Raw genomic sequence first — 18,539 nt, 5'->3', positions numbered from 1 at the left:
CTCTGATTTATTAATAATGCTCATCCAGACTAACAGATATCTCCTATATCACCTAATTATTTATAAGAAATCTCTCACGACAGACCCGATAATTAAGAAAAACCCCCGGATTTACGGGGGTATTCATTTGATAAAGAGGAGAAGTGGTACAAAAAATTGGGCACTAAGGCTGGCATTGGATCAGAATATTACTAGCACCACTTTTAGCGCGCACCCAGGTGTCTTCGAGATACTCGAAAGCATCTGGATTTATGACAACTTCCACTTCTTTAGTCTCTTCCCAGGTGCCTGCAAACTTAAGAGAAACGGACTCTTTGGCGTTGACCTCACGGGCTAACTTGATCGATTTGCCAGTCGGCTCCTCGCCGAGAGTCCCGTTTTCGTTGCTTAGCAACAAATCCCCACTGACGGAAGATTTCCGCAGTGTGTTGTATTCATCACGATCGATAGTGATATCAAAATTGCGATGCTTCGTGACCAATGCTTTCATAGCAGCAAGTCACCTCCGTATTTTTTATTTTCAAGATTGCAATAATTGGATATTTCAGAATACTCCGAACCTCCGCACTTGTATACAACTGCTCCTTTCAACGGCTCAGCCCATTGAGCCGTTGAAATTTATCACATAATTTAATTAAATTTGGCTAATATTCAAGATGCAACATCAATTCCTAATGCAGCCAAGTCTTGCTCAAGCTGTGGAGGATTCTGATAAACTATTCCCTTCATTCCAAAGCTCTGAGCCGCATCAATATTATTTTGTTTATCATCTATAAAAACACATGCTTCCGGATCGAGAGCAAACTTATCAATTATATAGTTAAAAATCCGTCTATCTGGTTTATTGATACCAACATCGCAGGACCACACAACTTCATCAAACCAATCGGAAATATGAAATTGCTCTTCTCTCAGTTTGACCCAGTCCCGGCCTAAATTAGACAGAATAATGAGTTTATATTTGTACTGCAATTTCTTTACAAACTCCCAAACTTCCGGGATAGGATTGAGATGCGTAGACCTTTCTTCTAATAAAGCTACCTCCGCGGGAATATTGAATTTATTGATGATATCCTTAAATAATTCCTTTTCGGTCATTTCTCCTAGCATCACTTTATCAAACAGTGACCAGGAATATTCTTTTAAAACAGCATAGTCCAGATCATATCTGTTGGCCAGCTCATTTAGAATGGGGTTGAATATTTTCTCAACCAAGACTCCGCCCACATCAAAAATAATAGTTTTTATTTTCATATCAATAGCCAGCTCACTATTTTTTGAACCATTTCCCTTTCATGACTAAAGTAACTGTGCGGAGCACTGGGGATAATATCTATATCAAATATCGGAGCTTGTGTAGCTTTGCTCTTCATAATCTCTAAAGCTTCTCGAGGGGACATTATTGCTGCATCATCTTTCTCGCCCAAAAAAGCTAAAGTTGGAATTCTAATTTCACTAAGCAGTGATAGTTTAGCTTTGTCGTAGGTATTGAAAATATCAATAGGGTTATCCCGGACACTAAAATTTAGATAGGTATTGGCCGATAGGTAATACCAACCCCACAGCAATCCGGGCAATAGTTCGTTACCTTTGCCCTCGGAAACCATTTTCTTGGCTTGTTCCATTGTCTTTTCAGAATCATTTTCTTTCTCAGTCAGTCCAACCATATCTGGAGGGGACATTAGAATAAGTTTATTAACCCTCTGGTCTTGGGTTTTAGTTATATAATAAGCAACTTTTACGGCTCCTAAACTATGACCACAGAGAATGATTTCCTTATAGCCATGCTTTTGTAGATAATCTATTGCGGGTTTGATATCCAGCAGGCATTCCTCGAATATTTCATAGGCATCCCCTATTTTTTTGGACTTTTCTTCAGGTCCAGCGATTGGGAAATCAGCAATGTAGTCGTGCCCCCTGGTGTTGATGCTCATAAATGCATAGCAATTATCTGTTAGTTCTTTTGCCATAGCATCCAGAAATCTATTCTCATAGAAATTACCTGCCATGCCGTGAATATGCAGATAGGCCTTTTCGCTGGAGTTGTTCGGTCGATAAATAATCCCCTGTAGGATCAATTTATCTTCGGTAGTAAATCTGATAAATTCCGCATTCATAGTTATCTCTTGAATGAATTAACTTCTAATTTTATCCTGTCGGGGTCTTCAAAGAAAACAGCGTAATAATCGGGAGTGTATTGAGGAAAAGCTTTGGGCCCTCCATTGAATACCCTAACATTATTGGGTTTTAGATATTCTTCGTGAAATCGATCAACATCTTCTTTAGAAGATACCCTAAAAGCTATGTGGCCTAGCCCTGTATTATTTACACAAAAACCATGAGGTATGTGTTTACTGTCTGTGGGATAAATCCAGAAATCGCAGTCACCTTTTTTTCTTACTGCTAAGGAGTCTTTCTTATCCTTTAGAAAGTCATATTCAAGATACTTAAATAACGACCTATAAAAGGGGATGGATTTTTGAGAATTAGAAACATTAATAGAAATGTGGTCAAGAGAAGATTTCATAATTTACCATTTGTTCCAATGTATATTCTTGGGATCAAATTTGTTTTTCGGTTTTACTTTTGACTTAGGATGGCCGATCGAGATAGTGCATAATGGCTCGATTTCTTTCGGGGTATTAAGAACTTTCTTCACGTTTTTAATTCTAACTTTATTAGGATAAACAGCAGTCCAAACTGCCCCTAAACCTAATGATTCGGCTGCCAACAAAATATTTTCTGCAGCAACAGAACAATCAAACATCCAGTATTGATCACCGTCAAAAGTAGATTTTTTGGGATTGCCACAAACTACAATCACAGCTCCCGCTTCCCGGATCATGTGACCGTATTTTAGAATATCCGACAATTCCTTCAACAGCGCCTTATTTTGAATCACGAAGAAAGACCATGATCGAGTGTCACCCCCGCTGGGAGCAGCCATAGCCGCCTTTAAAAGCAAGATTAAATCTGCTTTACTCACAGGTTTATCCGTGTAATCCCTAATGCTTTTCCGATTAAGAATAGTTTTGAGAGTTTCGTTCATAAATTTATCTTATCAAGTTCTAGTGTAGCTCTTTAGTCATCCATCTGAAGGAACCGCCCTTCTGATACCCTAGTTTTTCATAATACCCCAGCAACTCTGGGTTGGCTTCTCTAACTACAATTTGAACTTCCTTATAGCCCTTATCTTTAAGATAGGATTCGGCAGCTTTTAGTAGTTCGGTGCCAATACCTTTATGCTGATAATCTTTTCTAACAGCAAGATGAAATATTAGAGCCATCCAGCCATCGTCCATAATAAAGACATTACCCACTGCTTTACCATCCAACTCTGTAACTAAGATGGAATTAGGGTTATTTTGAATTTTCTGATTTATTCTGCCTTCGTTATCTAACTCCTCGTAAAACAAATCCCCTTCAATAAGGTTTTGTTTAATATCTGGATAATCAATGGGAATGTATGGTCTTATTTTCGTCATAATTTCAATATTTGGGATAAAGCATTTTTACTATTATTTTTGGACTTTAAACATTTTCCCATGGCCAGGGATTATATAATCTGCGTGTTCTAAAAGATTTCGTCTACTTTCCACTAACTGTTTCATATTCATTCCTTTTGCTTGAGAATGATCCTCCTGATCTATATCAAACTTTTGTTCTTCTCCATCTACCCACCAGATAACATCCCCGGCAATCGCCACTCTGCCTTGAGATGTATTAACTATTAATGAAAGGTGTTCCAGTACGTGTCCGGGCGTCTCAACAATCTCAATATCTTCACCTAATATATGTATATCAAATTTAGAGAGATGGTCTTTATCGTAAAGTAAGTTGGAGTCAAAGGTTACAAACTTTGCCTTCTCAAAAATTCCTGCTAAAAGAACATGGTCAGGATGACAATGAGACAAAAAGACATAATCTATATCGCCCGTAGCTAAGTTCTCACCTTTAAGTGCTTCTAATAGTTTTTCTCGATTACAGCCTGGATCCGTAATTATTCTCTTATCCCCCGTAGTAACCAAACAGACGGTAGAGCTGGCTATCCAGCCATTTTCCAACTCCTTCGCATATCCTTCGATTAAAACTTTTACTTTTGCCATACAATATTGATTATTGTCCCCAATCTATCAGTTCGGTGAATCTTAAATAGAAACCAAATGGGTCTCCTACCCGAAAATCTCGCCAAGCCATATCCCCGTCTTTCTTATCTTTAATCTCCTGCATAATATGGTCTTTAATTTTGGGTGAAATTTGATTAAAGAAATCATCAACATTAGAGATAGGCATCGTCAACTCTGTGGCATAGCCTCTTTTGGTAGTAGAAGGAAAGTTTTTGAAATATGATTGTTGATAAACTTGCTCGTTACCGCCATAAAAATTAATGATACTATCCCCTAATACATCTGGTCTTTTCATCACCAGATAGCCAGGTTCGGTAGTTGTAATAGGATGTTCAAGAATTACTCTGAAGCCTAATATCCCATAAAATTCCTTGGCGACATCAAAATCAGGGACATGAAGTTCTATAATCAGATTATTGCGGATGGGTTGTTTGCTCATTGATTTATCCTGTTAAGACCGGTCATACTGAGCGATTTCAATAAGGTTGCCTTCGGTATCTTCACATAAAAACATTCTATAAAAGTAATCCGTATATTTTAAAGTTTCTATGTCGTGGATAATCTTTACACCCATATCTTTTAACTTCTCGTAAGCCTCATCAACATTATCAGTTGCAAAAACAGAGATAGAGTTATTCCCGATTTTTCTCTCCTTACTAACAATGTCGGGGTTGATTAAGCCAAAATAACACCCTTCCCCTATGTCAAAATCAGCCCAGATATTCTCTTCACGACAAGAAACCTTTTTATTCAAAAGAGTTTCGTAAAAGTTTATAGCCCTATCCATATCCTGGACAGAAACGTATGTGTGGTCAAAATATAATTTGCTCATAAATTTATTCTACTGATTCAGGTGCGGCAACTGGTTGGAATTGTTTTATCCAGCCGAGTTTTTGCCATTTAGTGAGTTCATCCGAATACGGCAAATTGTCAGGAATCGGATTTACACAGAGTATCTGGATATTTTTGTTAAACACCATATTTAAACCGATGGTGAAAGCTATTTCAGCAAAAACGCTCGCTCCAATATAGCCAGGGATACCTTTCTTTTCTAAATTTAGGATAAATACGATATCACACTCTGCCATTTTGGCGTAATGCTCCTGATGAGTTTGCCGGTACTGAAAAATATCGCTTTCATCGATGTCTTTTAGGGTGGTAGTAACTCTGTAACCTATTTCCTCTAACCTTTTCTTCCATTCCTGGGCTTCCGTATAAAAAGCCGCACTGGCGCAGATAACAACTTTTTTCATATTAGAATACATATTCTCCCATATCTAATTTCACACCGTTGATATAGTTCTTGATCGAAACTTCCATTCCAGTCGCCAATGGCAACTTCAGGGCTTCTTCCGGGGTTACCCAAACTAATTCCGTAGTTTCTACAGAATCAGTATTTAGTTCGCCGCCGACAACCTTGCAGGCCACCCGATGATAAACAAAGTGGGCTTGTTTTCTAAAAAACTCTGGACTGTTAATCATTGTCCCGGCATCCACAAGATAGAGAGCCTTCACATCTAAACCACTTTCCTCTTTAGCTTCTCGTTCTGCAGCTTGAGAAAGAGTTTCTCCGTATTCTATATGGCCACCCGGTAAGGTATATTTATCTCCCCATTTGGGCGATGTCATCAGTAAAATTTTGCCTTCATCATTGACGATAATAGGAGCTACCACTGATTCTACTTGTCCGTCATATTTATTCATAAATCTATCTTATCAGGTTCTAACTGATGGCTGATGATATTTCTAACTTATTCAAGGTGATACCTGTATCATTAGCGGCTTTTGTTATAACTTCTACATATGGTTTCCATGCCGGATCATTGGTTTTAACATAGAAATCTATTGATTTCCAATTGCCGCCTTTGAGTTGCACCTTTACTATCTCTGCTAGATGTTCTACCTCATCTGCCAGTAATAAATGATCATAATATGGAATCGATTGGTTGGCATTTATCAGGCCGTACTTCCCCGACAGGATAAAGAATGGCAATTTTTGCTGATCAGAAATTGAGTGCACCAGATCTATTCTAGATGAAGCGTAGCGCAAATAAGCCGGAATCAATCCTGGCAAGGTACTTTTATGACCACTACAGATCGTGCAGACTATTTTATTCGGTAAATCGCTCATTGATTATCTCGAGTAGGCCTTAATACTACGTTTACTGTACTTTTGGCTCGGTTACCTCTCCGCAATAGCTCGTTTTCATGGCTTTAGAATAATCAGAAATAGTGGAACAAAGCCCATTTCCCGCCAGCCAACGAACTTTTATATCAATGGCGATGTCGGTAGTATCGTAACAGGCAATAGCGCCAGCATTAATCGCCGCTGCGCCGCTGGCATCCACCGCCGAGTCAGCATTACCGCCAATAAATTTCGATGCCATAAAAATAGGCGTCATATATTCACCCGTGATCTGCTTGATTGCGGGAATCATATTGTAAGCCCCTTCACTGCAAACATTGCCTTCTCCAAGAGATTTTAGAATCATCGCCGACATCCCCCCGGCTGTTATAAAACTAAGCAGAAGATTCGGATCCAGTCCCGGAGTTAGTTCAAAACTGATCACCCCCCGAGCAAATTTGGGGGCTAATTGGATTTTTGGCAAGGCGTTCTTTGCCAGTCTGACCCGTTCAGGATAAATAATCACTCCTCGGGAGTTAATTATCCCCGCATTCAACACCGCCGGAGTCTGCATAGCATCAAAATCGCGTTCACTCACCTTGACTGTGCGGCAACCTAACAGCACGCGATTCCAAAAGTTGATCAAGACATCACCCACGCCCACATCCATACACTGCTCGATGGTCCTGAACATATTTTCAAGATTAAACCGCCCATCACCGCCTTCCATATACACGGGGTTTTGGGAACCGGTTAAGCAAATAGGAATACGCAAACCGCTTTGACTCGGATTGACGCCATGCAGAGCAAAACTAAGAGCTGTGGCCGTATAAGCCAGCGTGTCAGTGCCATGAGCAATACCTACGGCATCAAAATTTTCCTCGTCCTGGGCTTTTTTGATGCGAAAGATAAGTCTTTCCCAATCCTGAGGAGTCATACTGGATGATTCCTTGGTAGTAACGACTTCATAAACAATATCGAACTTATCACCGAACCGCTCAATAATCGGGTCTACGGCGGCCTTAAAGATGCTCGCATCTTTTGGCGGAGCCGACACAATTACCCCATTTACTTCAGTGGGGACTTGGCCGATAGTGCCGCCATTGTAGAGAAATAAGATTTTCTTCTTCATATTTTATATTATACAAAACTAAATAGACGGCTGGGCCAGTGTTGGGGTGACTCTCGAATAAGAGCTTCGGTCGAAACTACAGGATTTCCATAGTATAGCGAAGCCCGGTCCTACCAGTTTTCAGTGGGTTTGGTTCTAACCTACACGCTGGGTTCAGATTATTTCCCCAACAACCCGTTTAAGACAGCAGCAATAATAGCCAAAACGATACTAAAGATTAATGCCGCCCAAAAACCTTGAACTATAAATCCTGGGACAATAGCGGCAGCGAGCAAGATTAAGGCTGCATTTATGACAAAGGTAAACAAACCGAGAGTAATAATATTGATCGGCAAAGTTAATAAAATTAGAATAGGTCTAATTACTGTGTTGATTAAACCTAAAACTAATGCCGTAACCAAGGCCGCGGCAAATCCAGTTAGATTAACGCCGGGCAAGAGATAAGTCGTGATGATGATAGCTAAGGTATAAACCAACCAATGCGCTAGGAATGTCATTTATTTAGATGTTAACTATTAAACTACTGCATTTTTAGTTTATCAGATTTTAACTCCACGCGAGGATTCAAATTTAGATAGTAAAACAGACCCATTATTAAAATTGGGTCTGAATTGATCGGGTGCGTTTAGACTACCTCTGATGCACTGGATTATGGGTAGTGGATGGTGTCTAATAAATTCCTTTTTTGATCATGGAGCGAGAATCTACCCAGATCGCTCCGATGCCAATCACAAAGAGAATAAGCTTAACCAACCAACCGATGAGCGGGAATGACCCGACAATAACATACACTAATGCCCCAATGGCCAGCGCGCCAAATTGTTTCGCCTTGTCGCCTTCTTTGTATTTTAATAGATAACTCCCGATCGCCATCGACACAGGTACGCTAGCGAGAATTGCCAAAATAACAAAACTCAGCATCATGATTACTGATATAGGTATGCCAACTCCAGTGAAAGCAATCAGCAAAGCTAACACCGGGGCCACAATAATAAACAGTAACCCTTGCCAGAGCGCTGTCCAGTAATCTTTTTTAGTCGTTTCGACCATCCTGGGAAGATATTTAGGCAACAATAGAATCAATAACCCCCCTAAAAGTAAAATGCTGATAAACGGCCAAAACATTCCCATCAATATGACCGTGGGAACAAAGATGGTAGCGAATATTGGCAAGCTAGATCTGGAGCTGGTCATTTTATGATATGTGATAGTCCCTGCGATCTTATCAAAGGAATTATTCTCACTTTTTGCCCAATAATCTAACTGGCCACGGATCTTAGCCCCATCAGCAAAAATGAGCTTCCCGTCGCCGTAGCGCAAATCGGCGTTACCATTGATTACCCCAGCAATTTTAGCATTGCCAAAACCGGCTTTGACATTGCCTAGAACTGTGCCATACAAGTCAAAATTGCCTGTCCCGACCAAAAGATCTCCCCGCACAGTTGCGGTGTCGGCTATCAGCACCGTTCCGCCACCAATCATCAGGTCGTCTTTGATCTCTCCGTAAATGGAGATATTACCTCCCCCTATGTGGACGTCATCGCCGACTGAACCGCGAATAGAGATGTTCCCACCGCTAATAAATAGATCCCCAGCAATGTCGGTATTAATATCAATGGTGCCACCGGCCACAAATAAGTCACCCCAGATATCCTGATCAATCGTTACATTCCCGCCGGCAATATACGCATCGTCATTGACAGGTTTGGATAGGCTAACTATGCCATTTTCATCAGCTATTAAAAATGTCGGCGCAGCCATGACTGGTGCCGAAATAGACATAATTAAAATAACCACTAAGGCACTATAAAATATTCTTTTAAACATATACAAAAATTATAAATATACACTGGGATTATATCACGAGCTGACCCGCCAGTAACGCTAACGATTTTCAGGAGGTTGGACAGGTGTGTTTATATGCCTGAACTAACCAATGCGCTAGATATCTAAGACTGAATGGTAACAGTCTTCATTCCCCTCTTAACCAACAACACTATCCCTAATATAACAATCAACCCTCCTATAAACTGAATGGGCATTGGTATCTCACCTATCAAAGAAGCAAACAAGGTGGAAAACAAAGCTGTAACTGTAAGTAATGCGGTTGTATTAGAAGAACCTATTTGTTTAATACCTACGTGTGTTGCGAATACATAGAGATAAATAAACAGGGCACTGAATATAATCAACAATGGGAATTGAAATAGTGCTAACACAGAACCCGACCCCAATATAAACCAAGCACTTAATATGACCAGAATATTCCCTACTAACATTCTTATGTTACTTAATGTCAAGGGCGACATTTTAACAGAGAATGTTTGGGCGATTGTATTATAAGCTCCAAATAAAAATGCTAATATCAAAACCATAAGGTCGCCTAACGTAGGAGAGCTAACGCCTCCTTTGGTAGTTAAAAAGAATAGTCCTGCTAGGATTATTATTAGACTTAACCAGAAATACAACCGTGGTCTTTCTTTTAAAAAAATTATGCCCAACAAACCAGCAAATAAGGGAGAAAGTTGAAATATAAATGCACTGTTAGTGACAGAGGTCATAGTTTGCCCGTAAAAGAGCAATATCGGGCCGATACCCGATACGGCAATCCCAGCAATTAATAACGGACTAATTTTATACCAATCTAACCTGTGCACTTCTTTGGCAAAATTTCTATCAAAAAACATAATAACTGTTATATACACGGTGAGGACAGTGGCGACAGAAGAAGCAATTGCAAGGGGGTGAATACCTTGAAGCAACATATACTTCGTGGAAACAAAATAACTACTGTATAACACAGCTGACAGAAACAGGAGTGTTAAAGTCAATGTATTGTTTTTATTCATAATCTTATTTCTTTCTCCAACCAATCTATCTTTTGGGTCTTTCGCTTCCAAAAAATGTCTTCCCAAATATAATGGGATGCCAGTTTCTCCCACCCTTTATATCTATTGCGGAAGAATTTTAGAATTTTATCTACAGGGACCAGCTTCTTATCAAAAATGAGTTTAGAAAATATCTTCTGTTCCCAAGGTGGTATGGTTTCCAGCCCTTCACAATGATAGAAATCCTCAAATAATAAATATTCTACCGAAGCTGGACCAATACCATATAGCTTAAGGGTTTGTTGTTTTAGGGCTTCCCTGCCCAACTCCCTCATAGCAAACTCGTCCATTTCTCAACTGGCGAACTGTTGACTGATTTTCTTGATAAATTTTGCTCGGTAGCCAAGCTTTAAAACTCTTAAGTCTTCCTCTGACACCTTTTCAATATCTTGCGGCTCCCAAAAAGTATACAGAACTTTGTTACCAAAAGACACCTGCTTACCGAATTTATTAAAGAGATTTTCTAACATCTGGGCTGTTCTCCGTACAGTCGCATTTTGCAAGACAATATATATCATCAAAGTTTCATAGAGTGAATTAGCGGCCACAGGCTTCATTCCCTTCCATTTCTTCAATACTGGACCTAACACCTCATCATCTTCAAACTTATTAGAAAACTCACTGATATCTGATTTTAAATTAAATCTCCACTCTATTTCTGGGATAAGAGTGGCAATAAAATCTTTGGTCAGCGGCTTTTGAGAATAAACATTCAGCTTTAGCTTTGGCTTCTTAGTAGTCCCCTCATTTTCTAATTTCAAACCCAAGTTCTGACCTTTCCACCGCATAGTAATCCAGTATTTGCCCTTTTCCCACTCATTGTCTGATGATGGAAAATGAGATGGCTTATGGATAGTAGCATCGAAGTTATATGGCGAAACAGGGACAAGCTGAACTATAGTCCTATGATTTAGTGGGATTATTTTAGCCATATTATTTCTTCCTAAACCGCATCTTTATACTCACCCTCATAGTTTATGAGCTGACTTGGTGTGGTTCCAATAGAAATACCATACTGCTCTGCCTCATCATATTGCTCCTTGCTTTTTCTATCTACCTTAAAGACTTTATCTCGGTAAATAATATAGTGGTACTGGTCATTCTTGAAGTCAGCATACCAAGTTCCACCATTGTTAGAATCAAGGGAATGGCTAAGTTTCTCAGCAATTTCATCTGCCTTGTCTTCAGGAACTTCAATATTGTGTATTGTCCACTGGGATAGCCAAGGTGTTTCGTGCTCTTTTGTAACTTCTTCAACCCTGGTATCTATAATTTTGATGTCTTTAAGAACATCCTTATTCTCCAAGCTTTCCTTAATAATTGCTCCCTTATAATCCATGGTTCATTAATTAATTTCTTTCAATTCTATCTTATCAGGTTCTACTTCAACTCTTTGGTCATCCACCTGAAGGAACCGCCTTTCTGATATCCTAGTTTTTCATAATACCCCAGCAGTTCAGGGTTGGCTTCTCTAACTACAATCTGAACTTCCTCGAATCCCTTATCTTTAAGGTAGGCTTCGGCAGCTTTTAGTAGTTCTGTGCCAATGCCTTTATGCTGATAATCTTTTCTGACAGCTAAATGAAATATTAGAGCCATCCAGCCATCTTCCATAATAAAGACATTACCGACTGCTTTGTTATCTACATCTGCAACCAAAATAGAATTGGGGTCTTTCTGAATCTTCTGATTTAGTCTATTTTCGTTATCTAACTCCTCGTAGAACAAATCCCCTTCAATAAGGTTTTGCTTAATATCAGAATAATCGGTTGAAATATACCGCCTTATCTTCATATTTTAATTTTGCCAATAAGTAATGACCATGCAGTTATGTCGATAATGCCAACTATTATTGATTTTATGTCGGAGAATAGTAGAGATCAGATTGCTTTATCTAAAACTTCTTGGGATTCAGGCAATAATTCAACGGTAGCGTTGGCATCAACATCAACTATCTCTTCAATAGAACTTATTTGCTTATCATCTGATAACTTTGAATCTTCAAATATATTATTAAGGTAGTCCTCTTTTAAAACGTCATAAGAATCACATTCGTCAATAAGTTGCTTATTTGGGTTGGTATGTTTAGAAAGATGGATCAAGCTTACATTAGTACCGAAATCTTTTAGGGTTTTACAAAGAGGAATAAAGTCTCGGTCGTTAGTAAAGAAGAACAACCGGTCCATTTTTCCCATAGAGGCTAGTCTTAAGGCATTACAGCATATTTCTATATCTACTCCTTTCTCACTTTTGACACACCTATCTCTCCATTGTGGAGGCACTTCTTCCTCCAACCATTTTTCATACGCTACAGAACGATCTAATTTTTCCCCACAGTATTTAAAATGGACATCGCGCACGAGTCCAGGTGCTGTGATTTCTGGTGTCAAAAGATATGTTTCTATATTTTGTTCTCCAGATGGAAAAAAGAATTCAGCTCTTTTATAGTTAGCTGAGCCAAGATCAGGGTATGAAAAAGCAAGATGTTTAATAAACTTCAGAGGATCAAGTCTACGCCAATTAAACGCAGGTTCTTTTTTCCAGAGAGTCCGTACTTGGGCCAAGAGAGCAGACCCATCAATAAAATAATAGTTTTGATCCATAATGTTTTTATCTGAGATCAAAAGTTACAGAACCACGACCAGCTGCTGCTATTTGAATCATGACATCGCTCAGAAGGATAGTTTTACCTAGACGAAATGTAACCTTGGCACCTGAGTGCGCTGCAGCTGCTGCTATTTGAATCATGGAATCAGTTAAAAGCATCTGCTTGTCCAGATCAATAATGAGCCCCCCTCCAGAGCCAACAATCTGAATCATTGTTTGTGGCAAAAGCATCATATTATTAGTTTGTTTAGCAAATAATGCCGCTATTATATCCCCCAATAGATCATTTTCATTCCGAATTTATGGCTGGGGCGGTAGGGGTCGAACCTACGATCACGGCTTCAAAGGCCGTTGCCTTACCACTTGGCCACGCCCCAATACTAAACTCTGCGGGTTAATTTCCAATTTATCCAATTGCCAATGTAACACCAATAGGATAATGAATAAACTCATTATAAACCAATAACCCATAGGAGAAAAATGGCCGAGATCCCTCGACTCCACTAGGGATGACAACAGGAAAGATCCTGAAACGAGTTCAGGATGACGAGTGAGTTGGAATGACAGCCCTAGAATATTGACAATCCAAGTATCTATTGGTAGTATTTAGATAGTTGTTTAAATATCTAAATATGACTATTGAATCTATCTCAGTTGCCTTGCATGCCTTGTCTGATCCTACGCGGAGAAGAATATTAAAACTGCTCCAAAAAAGAGATCTGACAGCTGGCCAGATTGCTTCCCGCTTCCCTGCTTTGTCCCTGCCCTCGCTGTCGCATCATTTTTCAGTGCTGAAACAGGCCAATCTGGCAACTTCCGAACGAAAAGGCCAAAAGATTATCTATTCCCTTAATACGACGGTTTTTTACGAGGTGTTAAATAATTTATTAGAAACATTTAATAGTAAAGATTCTGTGTATTAATTGTCATCCCAGACCGGATTGCCAAAGGCAAATCAGGATCTGGGATCTAGGCCTGCCTGCCTGCCGGTAGGCAGGGATCCCCGATCCGAACTGCGCCATGCGCGTCGGTCGAGGATGACAGAAGAGAAAGGTCGGGAATGACAAAGAGAGTAACTCAAAAATATTAAACAATAAAGGAGAATATATGGCGACAGAAAAATTCAAATTCAATATCCGCAATGAGTGGTTTTCTTGGTTGACTATTATTATCGCCGCAGCAGTCGGCTGGTGGGCTTATCCGAAACTGCCCGCGTTAGTGCCATCCCATTGGGGCATTACCGGCCAGGTTGATGGTTGGACCAGCCCTCTGGGCCACGCTTTGGGGATTCCAGTAATGATGTTAGGGATGTATCTGCTATTTTTACTGATCCCAGTCTTTGAACCTCGCCGAGAACATTTTCATCAATCCATGGGCTTCTACCAGATGATTAGAAATGTCATGATGGTATTCTTACTATTTATGTTCTTGCTTACAACTTGGGTAGCAGTTACCGGCCAGCCCTTAAAAATTGATGTAATTGTGCCCATGGCGGTCGGAGCTTTGTTTATTTTGATCGGCAATTATCTGCATCAAATCAAGTCCAACTTCTTTATGGGTATCCGGACGCCATGGACACTCAACTCGGATGATAACTGGAAAAAGACTCATCATTTGGGCGGATATATGTTTGTGATTGGTGGATTGCTATTCTTTACCACACCAATTTGGCCCACCCCGCTGAATTTTTACATCCCGATGGCTGGAATTATCTTGGCTGGGCTGGTACCAGTGATTTATTCTTACCTGCTATTCCGGAAAGAACAGAAATAAGCTATAATCTAAAAGACATGATCCGGTCAGATCGAAGGGTCACAAAATGGGACCAATCCCCCCATTAGCCTCTTCGGTCAACCTCTGTGACCCTTACCGCCAACGGCGGTGGGGGTCATTTTTTTTGACACCAGGAATAGAAATAATATACAATCTAAATAACAGTTATTTCATTTTCTGCAGCCGAAGGAACAACCGTCAACGGAGCTGCATCCGTGATCGGCTTTCGGTCAAACTCTTCGCGACAATCCCGTCCTCTAATGGCGGGGTTTTTCTTTTGACACCAAGAGTAAAAATGAACTATATTACTAATGGTCAAATCATGTTAGATAGACCGAGGGAGCAGTCCCCGCGCGTACATTATTATTCCCCGCACAATCTGGAGGGTACCAGATCGGGTTCCTCGGCTCTTTGCACATTCATTAAATTTGCAACAGAAATTCTCGTTAGAGTGGAAGGCTTTTAGCCATCAAAACCACGCCCCGCCCGCCTGCCGGGCGGGTTCTTTTTTGACGCCAAAACAGGGGTGGAGTATAATTTACCTGATATTCAAGGGATTGAGATGTAGCCTCCTGTCAATGTGAGCGTACAACCTCTTCCCCCCTCACCCCGTTTCTGAACTCTTTATGCGAAATGAACCTCCATAGGACAAAGAACGGGGTGTTTTTTATGTCCGTCATTCCGGCCTCCGAGCCGGAATCTAGAAAAGAACAGAAAAAATGTTTCTGTTTATTTTCTTGTCTGGATTTCCGCCTCCGCGGGAATGACGGTGGGGAGATCCTGAAATAAATTCAGGATGACGGACATTATAAAGTAGCCCCCTGCCTACCGGCAGGCAGGCTCGACTACGCTCGGGGAATATATACTCCCACCTCCCCCAGCCCCTCCTCCGGCAGGAGGGGAATTATTTTTCTCTCCCTTAGATGCTAAATGCTTGCCCTTCCGTAGCCTATAGCGAAGGAGGGCTAGTCCCTAGATGCTTTCTTGAGGGTGGGGCCGGAGTCGGTATCGAGAACCTGATAACCTTTAGCTTCAATGGCTTGGCGCAATTCGTCGGATTTAATCCAATCTTTGGCGACGCGAGCTGCTTCGCGTTGACGAGATAAATCGATAATCTCTCGCGGGATTAACGGCGGGCGATAACTTTTAAGCCCCAATCCCAACACCCGATCAAAATCTAAAATGGTAGCTTGTTTGTCGGCCAAATCCTCATCGGATTTTACAACCTTCCAAACTTCTTTGATCGCTTCCGGCATATTAAGATCGTCCCCCAAAGCCAACATAAAAGCTTTACGATGATTTTGTAATGATTTTCCCCACGGAGCTCGTTTAGCAAAAAACTCTCGTAATTTATTTAATGAATTTTGGGCCCCGTCCATGGCATCTTTAGAAAAATTTAACTTATTGCGGTAGTGGCTGGAAATTACTAGATACCGGAAAGCCAATGGTTCATAATTCTGTTTCTCCAAATCCGCTAAGGTCAAAAAATTCCCTTGGCTTTTGGCCATTTTAGCATTATTTACCAGTAAAAACATACTGTGGAGCCAATAGTTAGCGAGAGGCTTTCCGTAAGCGGCTTCGCTTTGGGCAATTTCGTTATTGTGATGGATAGCGATATGATCTTCGCCGCCGGTATGGATATCAAACGGCTGGCCGAGCTCTTTCGTGGAAATCGCGGAACACTCTAAATGCCAACCCGGGAAACCCACGCCCCAGGGGCTGGGCCATTCCTGCTGCCTGGTTTCATCAGACCGAGAAAATTTCCATAGCGCAAAATCTGCTTCACTGTGTTTTCCACTACTATGAGCTACTCTCGCCTCCCCGGCCCCAACTTTGGCTAATTTACCGTACTCGGGAAACTTGGCGGTATCAAAATAAATACCATCTGAGGTTTTGTAGGTATACCCCTTTTTCTCCAACTCCTGAACTAACTTGATCTGATCTTTTAAATACTCACTTGCCCAGGCGAATTTGGTAGGTTTTTCAATATTTAACGCTAACAAATCTTTTTGAAACAGATCGGCATAATGTTTGGTAATTTCTGGGGCAGTTTTGTGTTCCCGCTCTGCGGCCGCTTCTACCTTGTCGATGCCGGTATCGGCATCGGAAGTTAAGTGCCCCACATCCGTAATATTGATGATGTGCTTCACCCGATAGCCATCGTACTCCAACACCCGCTTTAAAATATCGACAAACAAATAGGTTTTGAGGTTGCCAATATGCGCCGCCTGGTACACGGTCGGTCCGCAAGAATACAGTGAAACTGTTCCGCGCCTAAGGGATCGGAAAATTTCTTTTTGCCGAGTAAGCGTGTTATAAAATCTAAGTTCGGCTGGATGCATAACGCTGGTTTAAGAGTTGTCGGTTGACTAAATAGACTCCCATCAATACTATTATCGCACCCAACCAGTGATACCAAACAATCGTTTCGCGCAGAAAAATCCAAGAGAGCAAACCTACCTGAATCAACATGGTATTTTGCAATACCGAAGCTTCAAACGACAGTAAATAATTTAGCGAATAATTCCACAAGAGCCCGGCAAAAGCAAAAATTAGGCCGACCGATCCAATTACTAGCCAAGTTTGCCAATAACCCAGGGCTACGCTGCTGCCGGTTAACCAACCGACAGGCAGTAGAATGGCTGCTCCCATAAACGAGCCGATTAAAGCCACTAATAATGATTGGTCGCCCGGTTGCCGCATGAGTAATCTAGTTAAAACAATATTAAAAGCATACGCAAATTCTGATAACACTAGCATAAATACGCCTAAAAGAGAACCGGTAAATTGGCCGTCACCCAAAAAAACATAAGCCCCCAGTACTGCCAATAAAATCCCGAAAGCTTGCCATTGCCGCGGACGCTCCCTGAGAATCCACCAGCCCAACAGCACTACCAAAACAGACCCCAAGCCGGCCACTAAACCGGCGGTAAGACCGGTCACATATTTTAGACCGATCACAGAAAACACGGGAGCGACCACAAACCCCATCATACTCAACAAAACAAGAGCGTAAATTTCGCTTGATTTAAGCTGTTGTTTTAATTTTATCGGATAAAACCGGCTATAAATTAATAGGCCCAAAAAAGCTACTGCCTGAATACAACCAATAAGCAGCCAAGGGGAAAGCAAACCCAGTCCCAGTTTTAAAATAATTTTAGAAGCTGACCACAAAAAAGTGGCGACCAACGCCTGCATCAAAAAGAGCGTGCGCGATTCTTTCATGCCGCCCGCCTCCCTTCAAAAGCTCGCGTTAGCGTTACTTCATCGGCATATTCGAGGTCGCTGCCCATCGGGAGCCCCGAGGCAATCCGGCTAATCTTAATACCCGTGGCTTCTAATATTTTCGTGACATATAAAGCCGTGGTTTCACCTTCGATATTGTGGTTAGTAGCAATGATTATTTCTGAAATATCAGAGTTCTTCACTCGCTCCACTAAAGAAGCTAAATTCAAATCTGCCGCCGCGATGCCTTCCAAAGGCGAAAGCCGACCGCCTAAAACATGATATTTGCCCTGATAACCGCCGGATTTCTCAATCGCTAAAACATCAATGGCTTCTTCCACCACACACAGAATCTGCGCATCGCGGGTTTTGTCTGTACAAATTGAGCAGGGATCGCTATCGGCAATATTGTGGCATTCGGCACAATAAACCAAATCACTCTTCAGATCGAGCAGAGCCTCGCCCAGAGATTTGATATCCATCCCCGGATTTTTAATCAAATAAAAAGCTAACCGGGAAGCGGTTTTTGGCCCAATCCCCGGCAACTTACTGAGCTCTTCAATCAACTTTGAAACCGATTTGGGTAATGAATACATATTGGTAGCATTTAGAGGATAGCATTCAGCATTTAGGGCTTGGCTTTAATTTCAGTTTGGCAATAA

General features: G+C 41.0%; 27 protein-coding genes and 1 tRNA gene. 2 read left to right on the top strand and 26 right to left on the bottom strand.

The features are described from left to right. Positions 1–163 precede the first annotated feature (163 nt). From WC805_00515 to WC805_00405, 23 genes are all read right to left on the bottom strand, one after another. Entirely contained in the window at positions 164–490 is a 327-nt protein-coding gene (locus tag WC805_00515) for a hypothetical protein (GenBank protein ID MFA5966988.1), read from the bottom strand. Between the two features lie 161 nt (positions 491–651). Beyond that, positions 652–1,254, bottom strand: coding sequence for an HAD family phosphatase (locus WC805_00510; protein ID MFA5966987.1), 603 nt, complete (start codon positions 1,252–1,254; stop codon positions 652–654). Continuing rightward, entirely contained in the window at positions 1,251–2,117 is an 867-nt protein-coding gene (locus tag WC805_00505; GenBank protein ID MFA5966986.1) for an alpha/beta fold hydrolase, read from the bottom strand. The genes WC805_00510 and WC805_00505 overlap by 4 nt, the downstream gene beginning before the upstream one ends. Before the next feature lie 2 nt (positions 2,118–2,119). After that, a complete protein-coding gene (locus WC805_00500) occupies positions 2,120–2,527 on the bottom strand; it encodes a VOC family protein (GenBank protein ID MFA5966985.1) in 408 nt (135 codons plus the stop codon). A gap of 3 nt (positions 2,528–2,530) precedes the next feature. Beyond that, entirely contained in the window at positions 2,531–3,049 is a 519-nt protein-coding gene (locus tag WC805_00495) for a nitroreductase family protein (GenBank protein ID MFA5966984.1), read from the bottom strand. 19 nt (positions 3,050–3,068) lie between these two features. After that, positions 3,069–3,485, bottom strand: coding sequence for a GNAT family N-acetyltransferase (locus WC805_00490; protein MFA5966983.1), 417 nt, complete (start codon positions 3,483–3,485; stop codon positions 3,069–3,071). 33 nt (positions 3,486–3,518) lie between these two features. After that, positions 3,519–4,106, bottom strand: coding sequence for an MBL fold metallo-hydrolase (locus WC805_00485; protein ID MFA5966982.1), 588 nt, complete (start codon positions 4,104–4,106; stop codon positions 3,519–3,521). Between the two features lie 10 nt (positions 4,107–4,116). Further along, a complete protein-coding gene (locus WC805_00480) occupies positions 4,117–4,566 on the bottom strand; it encodes a hypothetical protein (GenBank protein ID MFA5966981.1) in 450 nt (149 codons plus the stop codon). Positions 4,567–4,578: 12 nt separating this feature from the next. Continuing rightward, complete coding sequence (locus tag WC805_00475) at positions 4,579–4,959, bottom strand: VOC family protein (GenBank protein ID MFA5966980.1); 381 nt, start codon at positions 4,957–4,959, stop codon at positions 4,579–4,581. A 4-nt stretch (positions 4,960–4,963) separates the two neighbouring features. Next, complete coding sequence (locus WC805_00470) at positions 4,964–5,380, bottom strand: hypothetical protein (protein MFA5966979.1); 417 nt, start codon at positions 5,378–5,380, stop codon at positions 4,964–4,966. 1 nt (position 5,381) lies between these two features. After that, positions 5,382–5,831, bottom strand: coding sequence for an NUDIX domain-containing protein (locus tag WC805_00465; GenBank protein MFA5966978.1), 450 nt, complete (start codon positions 5,829–5,831; stop codon positions 5,382–5,384). A gap of 19 nt (positions 5,832–5,850) precedes the next feature. Further along, positions 5,851–6,258 carry a hypothetical protein gene (locus tag WC805_00460; GenBank protein ID MFA5966977.1) on the bottom strand — a complete coding sequence of 136 codons (408 nt, stop codon included), beginning with the start codon at positions 6,256–6,258 and terminating at the stop codon, positions 5,851–5,853. Between the two features lie 31 nt (positions 6,259–6,289). Next, positions 6,290–7,384, bottom strand: a complete 1,095-nt coding sequence (locus WC805_00455) for an asparaginase domain-containing protein (GenBank protein ID MFA5966976.1) — start codon at positions 7,382–7,384, stop codon at positions 6,290–6,292. 158 nt (positions 7,385–7,542) lie between these two features. Beyond that, positions 7,543–7,881, bottom strand: coding sequence for a phage holin family protein (locus WC805_00450; GenBank protein ID MFA5966975.1), 339 nt, complete (start codon positions 7,879–7,881; stop codon positions 7,543–7,545). A 172-nt stretch (positions 7,882–8,053) separates the two neighbouring features. Next, entirely contained in the window at positions 8,054–9,211 is a 1,158-nt protein-coding gene (locus WC805_00445; protein ID MFA5966974.1) for a polymer-forming cytoskeletal protein, read from the bottom strand. Between the two features lie 122 nt (positions 9,212–9,333). Then, complete coding sequence (locus tag WC805_00440; protein ID MFA5966973.1) at positions 9,334–10,233, bottom strand: DMT family transporter; 900 nt, start codon at positions 10,231–10,233, stop codon at positions 9,334–9,336. Beyond that, the gene (locus WC805_00435; protein MFA5966972.1) at positions 10,230–10,562 is read right to left on the bottom strand and encodes a hypothetical protein; all 333 of its coding nucleotides are present in this window, start codon (positions 10,560–10,562) and stop codon (positions 10,230–10,232) included. The genes WC805_00440 and WC805_00435 overlap by 4 nt, the downstream gene beginning before the upstream one ends. A 3-nt stretch (positions 10,563–10,565) precedes the next feature. Next, on the bottom strand, positions 10,566–11,204 hold the full coding sequence (locus tag WC805_00430; protein ID MFA5966971.1) for a hypothetical protein: 639 nt from the start codon (positions 11,202–11,204) through the stop codon (positions 10,566–10,568). Positions 11,205–11,215: 11 nt separating this feature from the next. Continuing rightward, entirely contained in the window at positions 11,216–11,611 is a 396-nt protein-coding gene (locus WC805_00425; GenBank protein MFA5966970.1) for a hypothetical protein, read from the bottom strand. A gap of 41 nt (positions 11,612–11,652) precedes the next feature. Then, positions 11,653–12,066: a GNAT family N-acetyltransferase gene (locus tag WC805_00420; GenBank protein ID MFA5966969.1), complete on the bottom strand. Its 414-nt coding sequence runs from the start codon at positions 12,064–12,066 to the stop codon at positions 11,653–11,655. An 86-nt stretch (positions 12,067–12,152) separates the two neighbouring features. After that, positions 12,153–12,875 carry an NYN domain-containing protein gene (locus WC805_00415; protein ID MFA5966968.1) on the bottom strand — a complete coding sequence of 241 codons (723 nt, stop codon included), beginning with the start codon at positions 12,873–12,875 and terminating at the stop codon, positions 12,153–12,155. A gap of 7 nt (positions 12,876–12,882) precedes the next feature. Further along, complete coding sequence (locus tag WC805_00410) at positions 12,883–13,158, bottom strand: hypothetical protein (protein MFA5966967.1); 276 nt, start codon at positions 13,156–13,158, stop codon at positions 12,883–12,885. Positions 13,159–13,182: 24 nt separating this feature from the next. Next, a tRNA-Gln gene (locus WC805_00405) sits at positions 13,183–13,256 on the bottom strand. A gap of 255 nt (positions 13,257–13,511) precedes the next feature. Here WC805_00405 and WC805_00400 point away from each other — a divergent pair. Then, positions 13,512–13,802 (top strand): autorepressor SdpR family transcription factor, encoded by a 291-nt coding sequence (locus WC805_00400; GenBank protein ID MFA5966966.1) that lies wholly within the window; start codon positions 13,512–13,514, stop codon positions 13,800–13,802. Between the two features lie 184 nt (positions 13,803–13,986). After that, positions 13,987–14,652, top strand: a complete 666-nt coding sequence (locus WC805_00395) for an SdpI family protein (protein ID MFA5966965.1) — start codon at positions 13,987–13,989, stop codon at positions 14,650–14,652. 965 nt (positions 14,653–15,617) lie between these two features. On the opposite strand, the gene cysS is transcribed toward WC805_00395, so the two are convergent. The 3 genes from cysS to recR are packed head-to-tail and all read right to left on the bottom strand — an operon-like array spanning position 15,618 to position 18,473. Further along, positions 15,618–16,994, bottom strand: coding sequence for a cysteine--tRNA ligase (cysS, locus tag WC805_00390; GenBank protein MFA5966964.1), 1,377 nt, complete (start codon positions 16,992–16,994; stop codon positions 15,618–15,620). Then, positions 16,975–17,877, bottom strand: a complete 903-nt coding sequence (locus WC805_00385; protein MFA5966963.1) for a DMT family transporter — start codon at positions 17,875–17,877, stop codon at positions 16,975–16,977. The genes cysS and WC805_00385 overlap by 20 nt, the downstream gene beginning before the upstream one ends. Next, positions 17,874–18,473 carry a recombination mediator RecR gene (recR, locus tag WC805_00380; protein MFA5966962.1) on the bottom strand — a complete coding sequence of 200 codons (600 nt, stop codon included), beginning with the start codon at positions 18,471–18,473 and terminating at the stop codon, positions 17,874–17,876. The genes WC805_00385 and recR overlap by 4 nt, the downstream gene beginning before the upstream one ends. Positions 18,474–18,539 lie beyond the last annotated feature (66 nt).

This window comes from Patescibacteria group bacterium, assembly GCA_041659905.1.
GTDB lineage: Bacteria > Patescibacteriota > Kazan-3B-28 > Kazan-3B-28 > UBA10110 > UBA10110.
The sequence above is the reverse complement of the archived record's forward strand: the minus strand, read 5'-3'. Positions and strand labels throughout refer to the sequence as shown.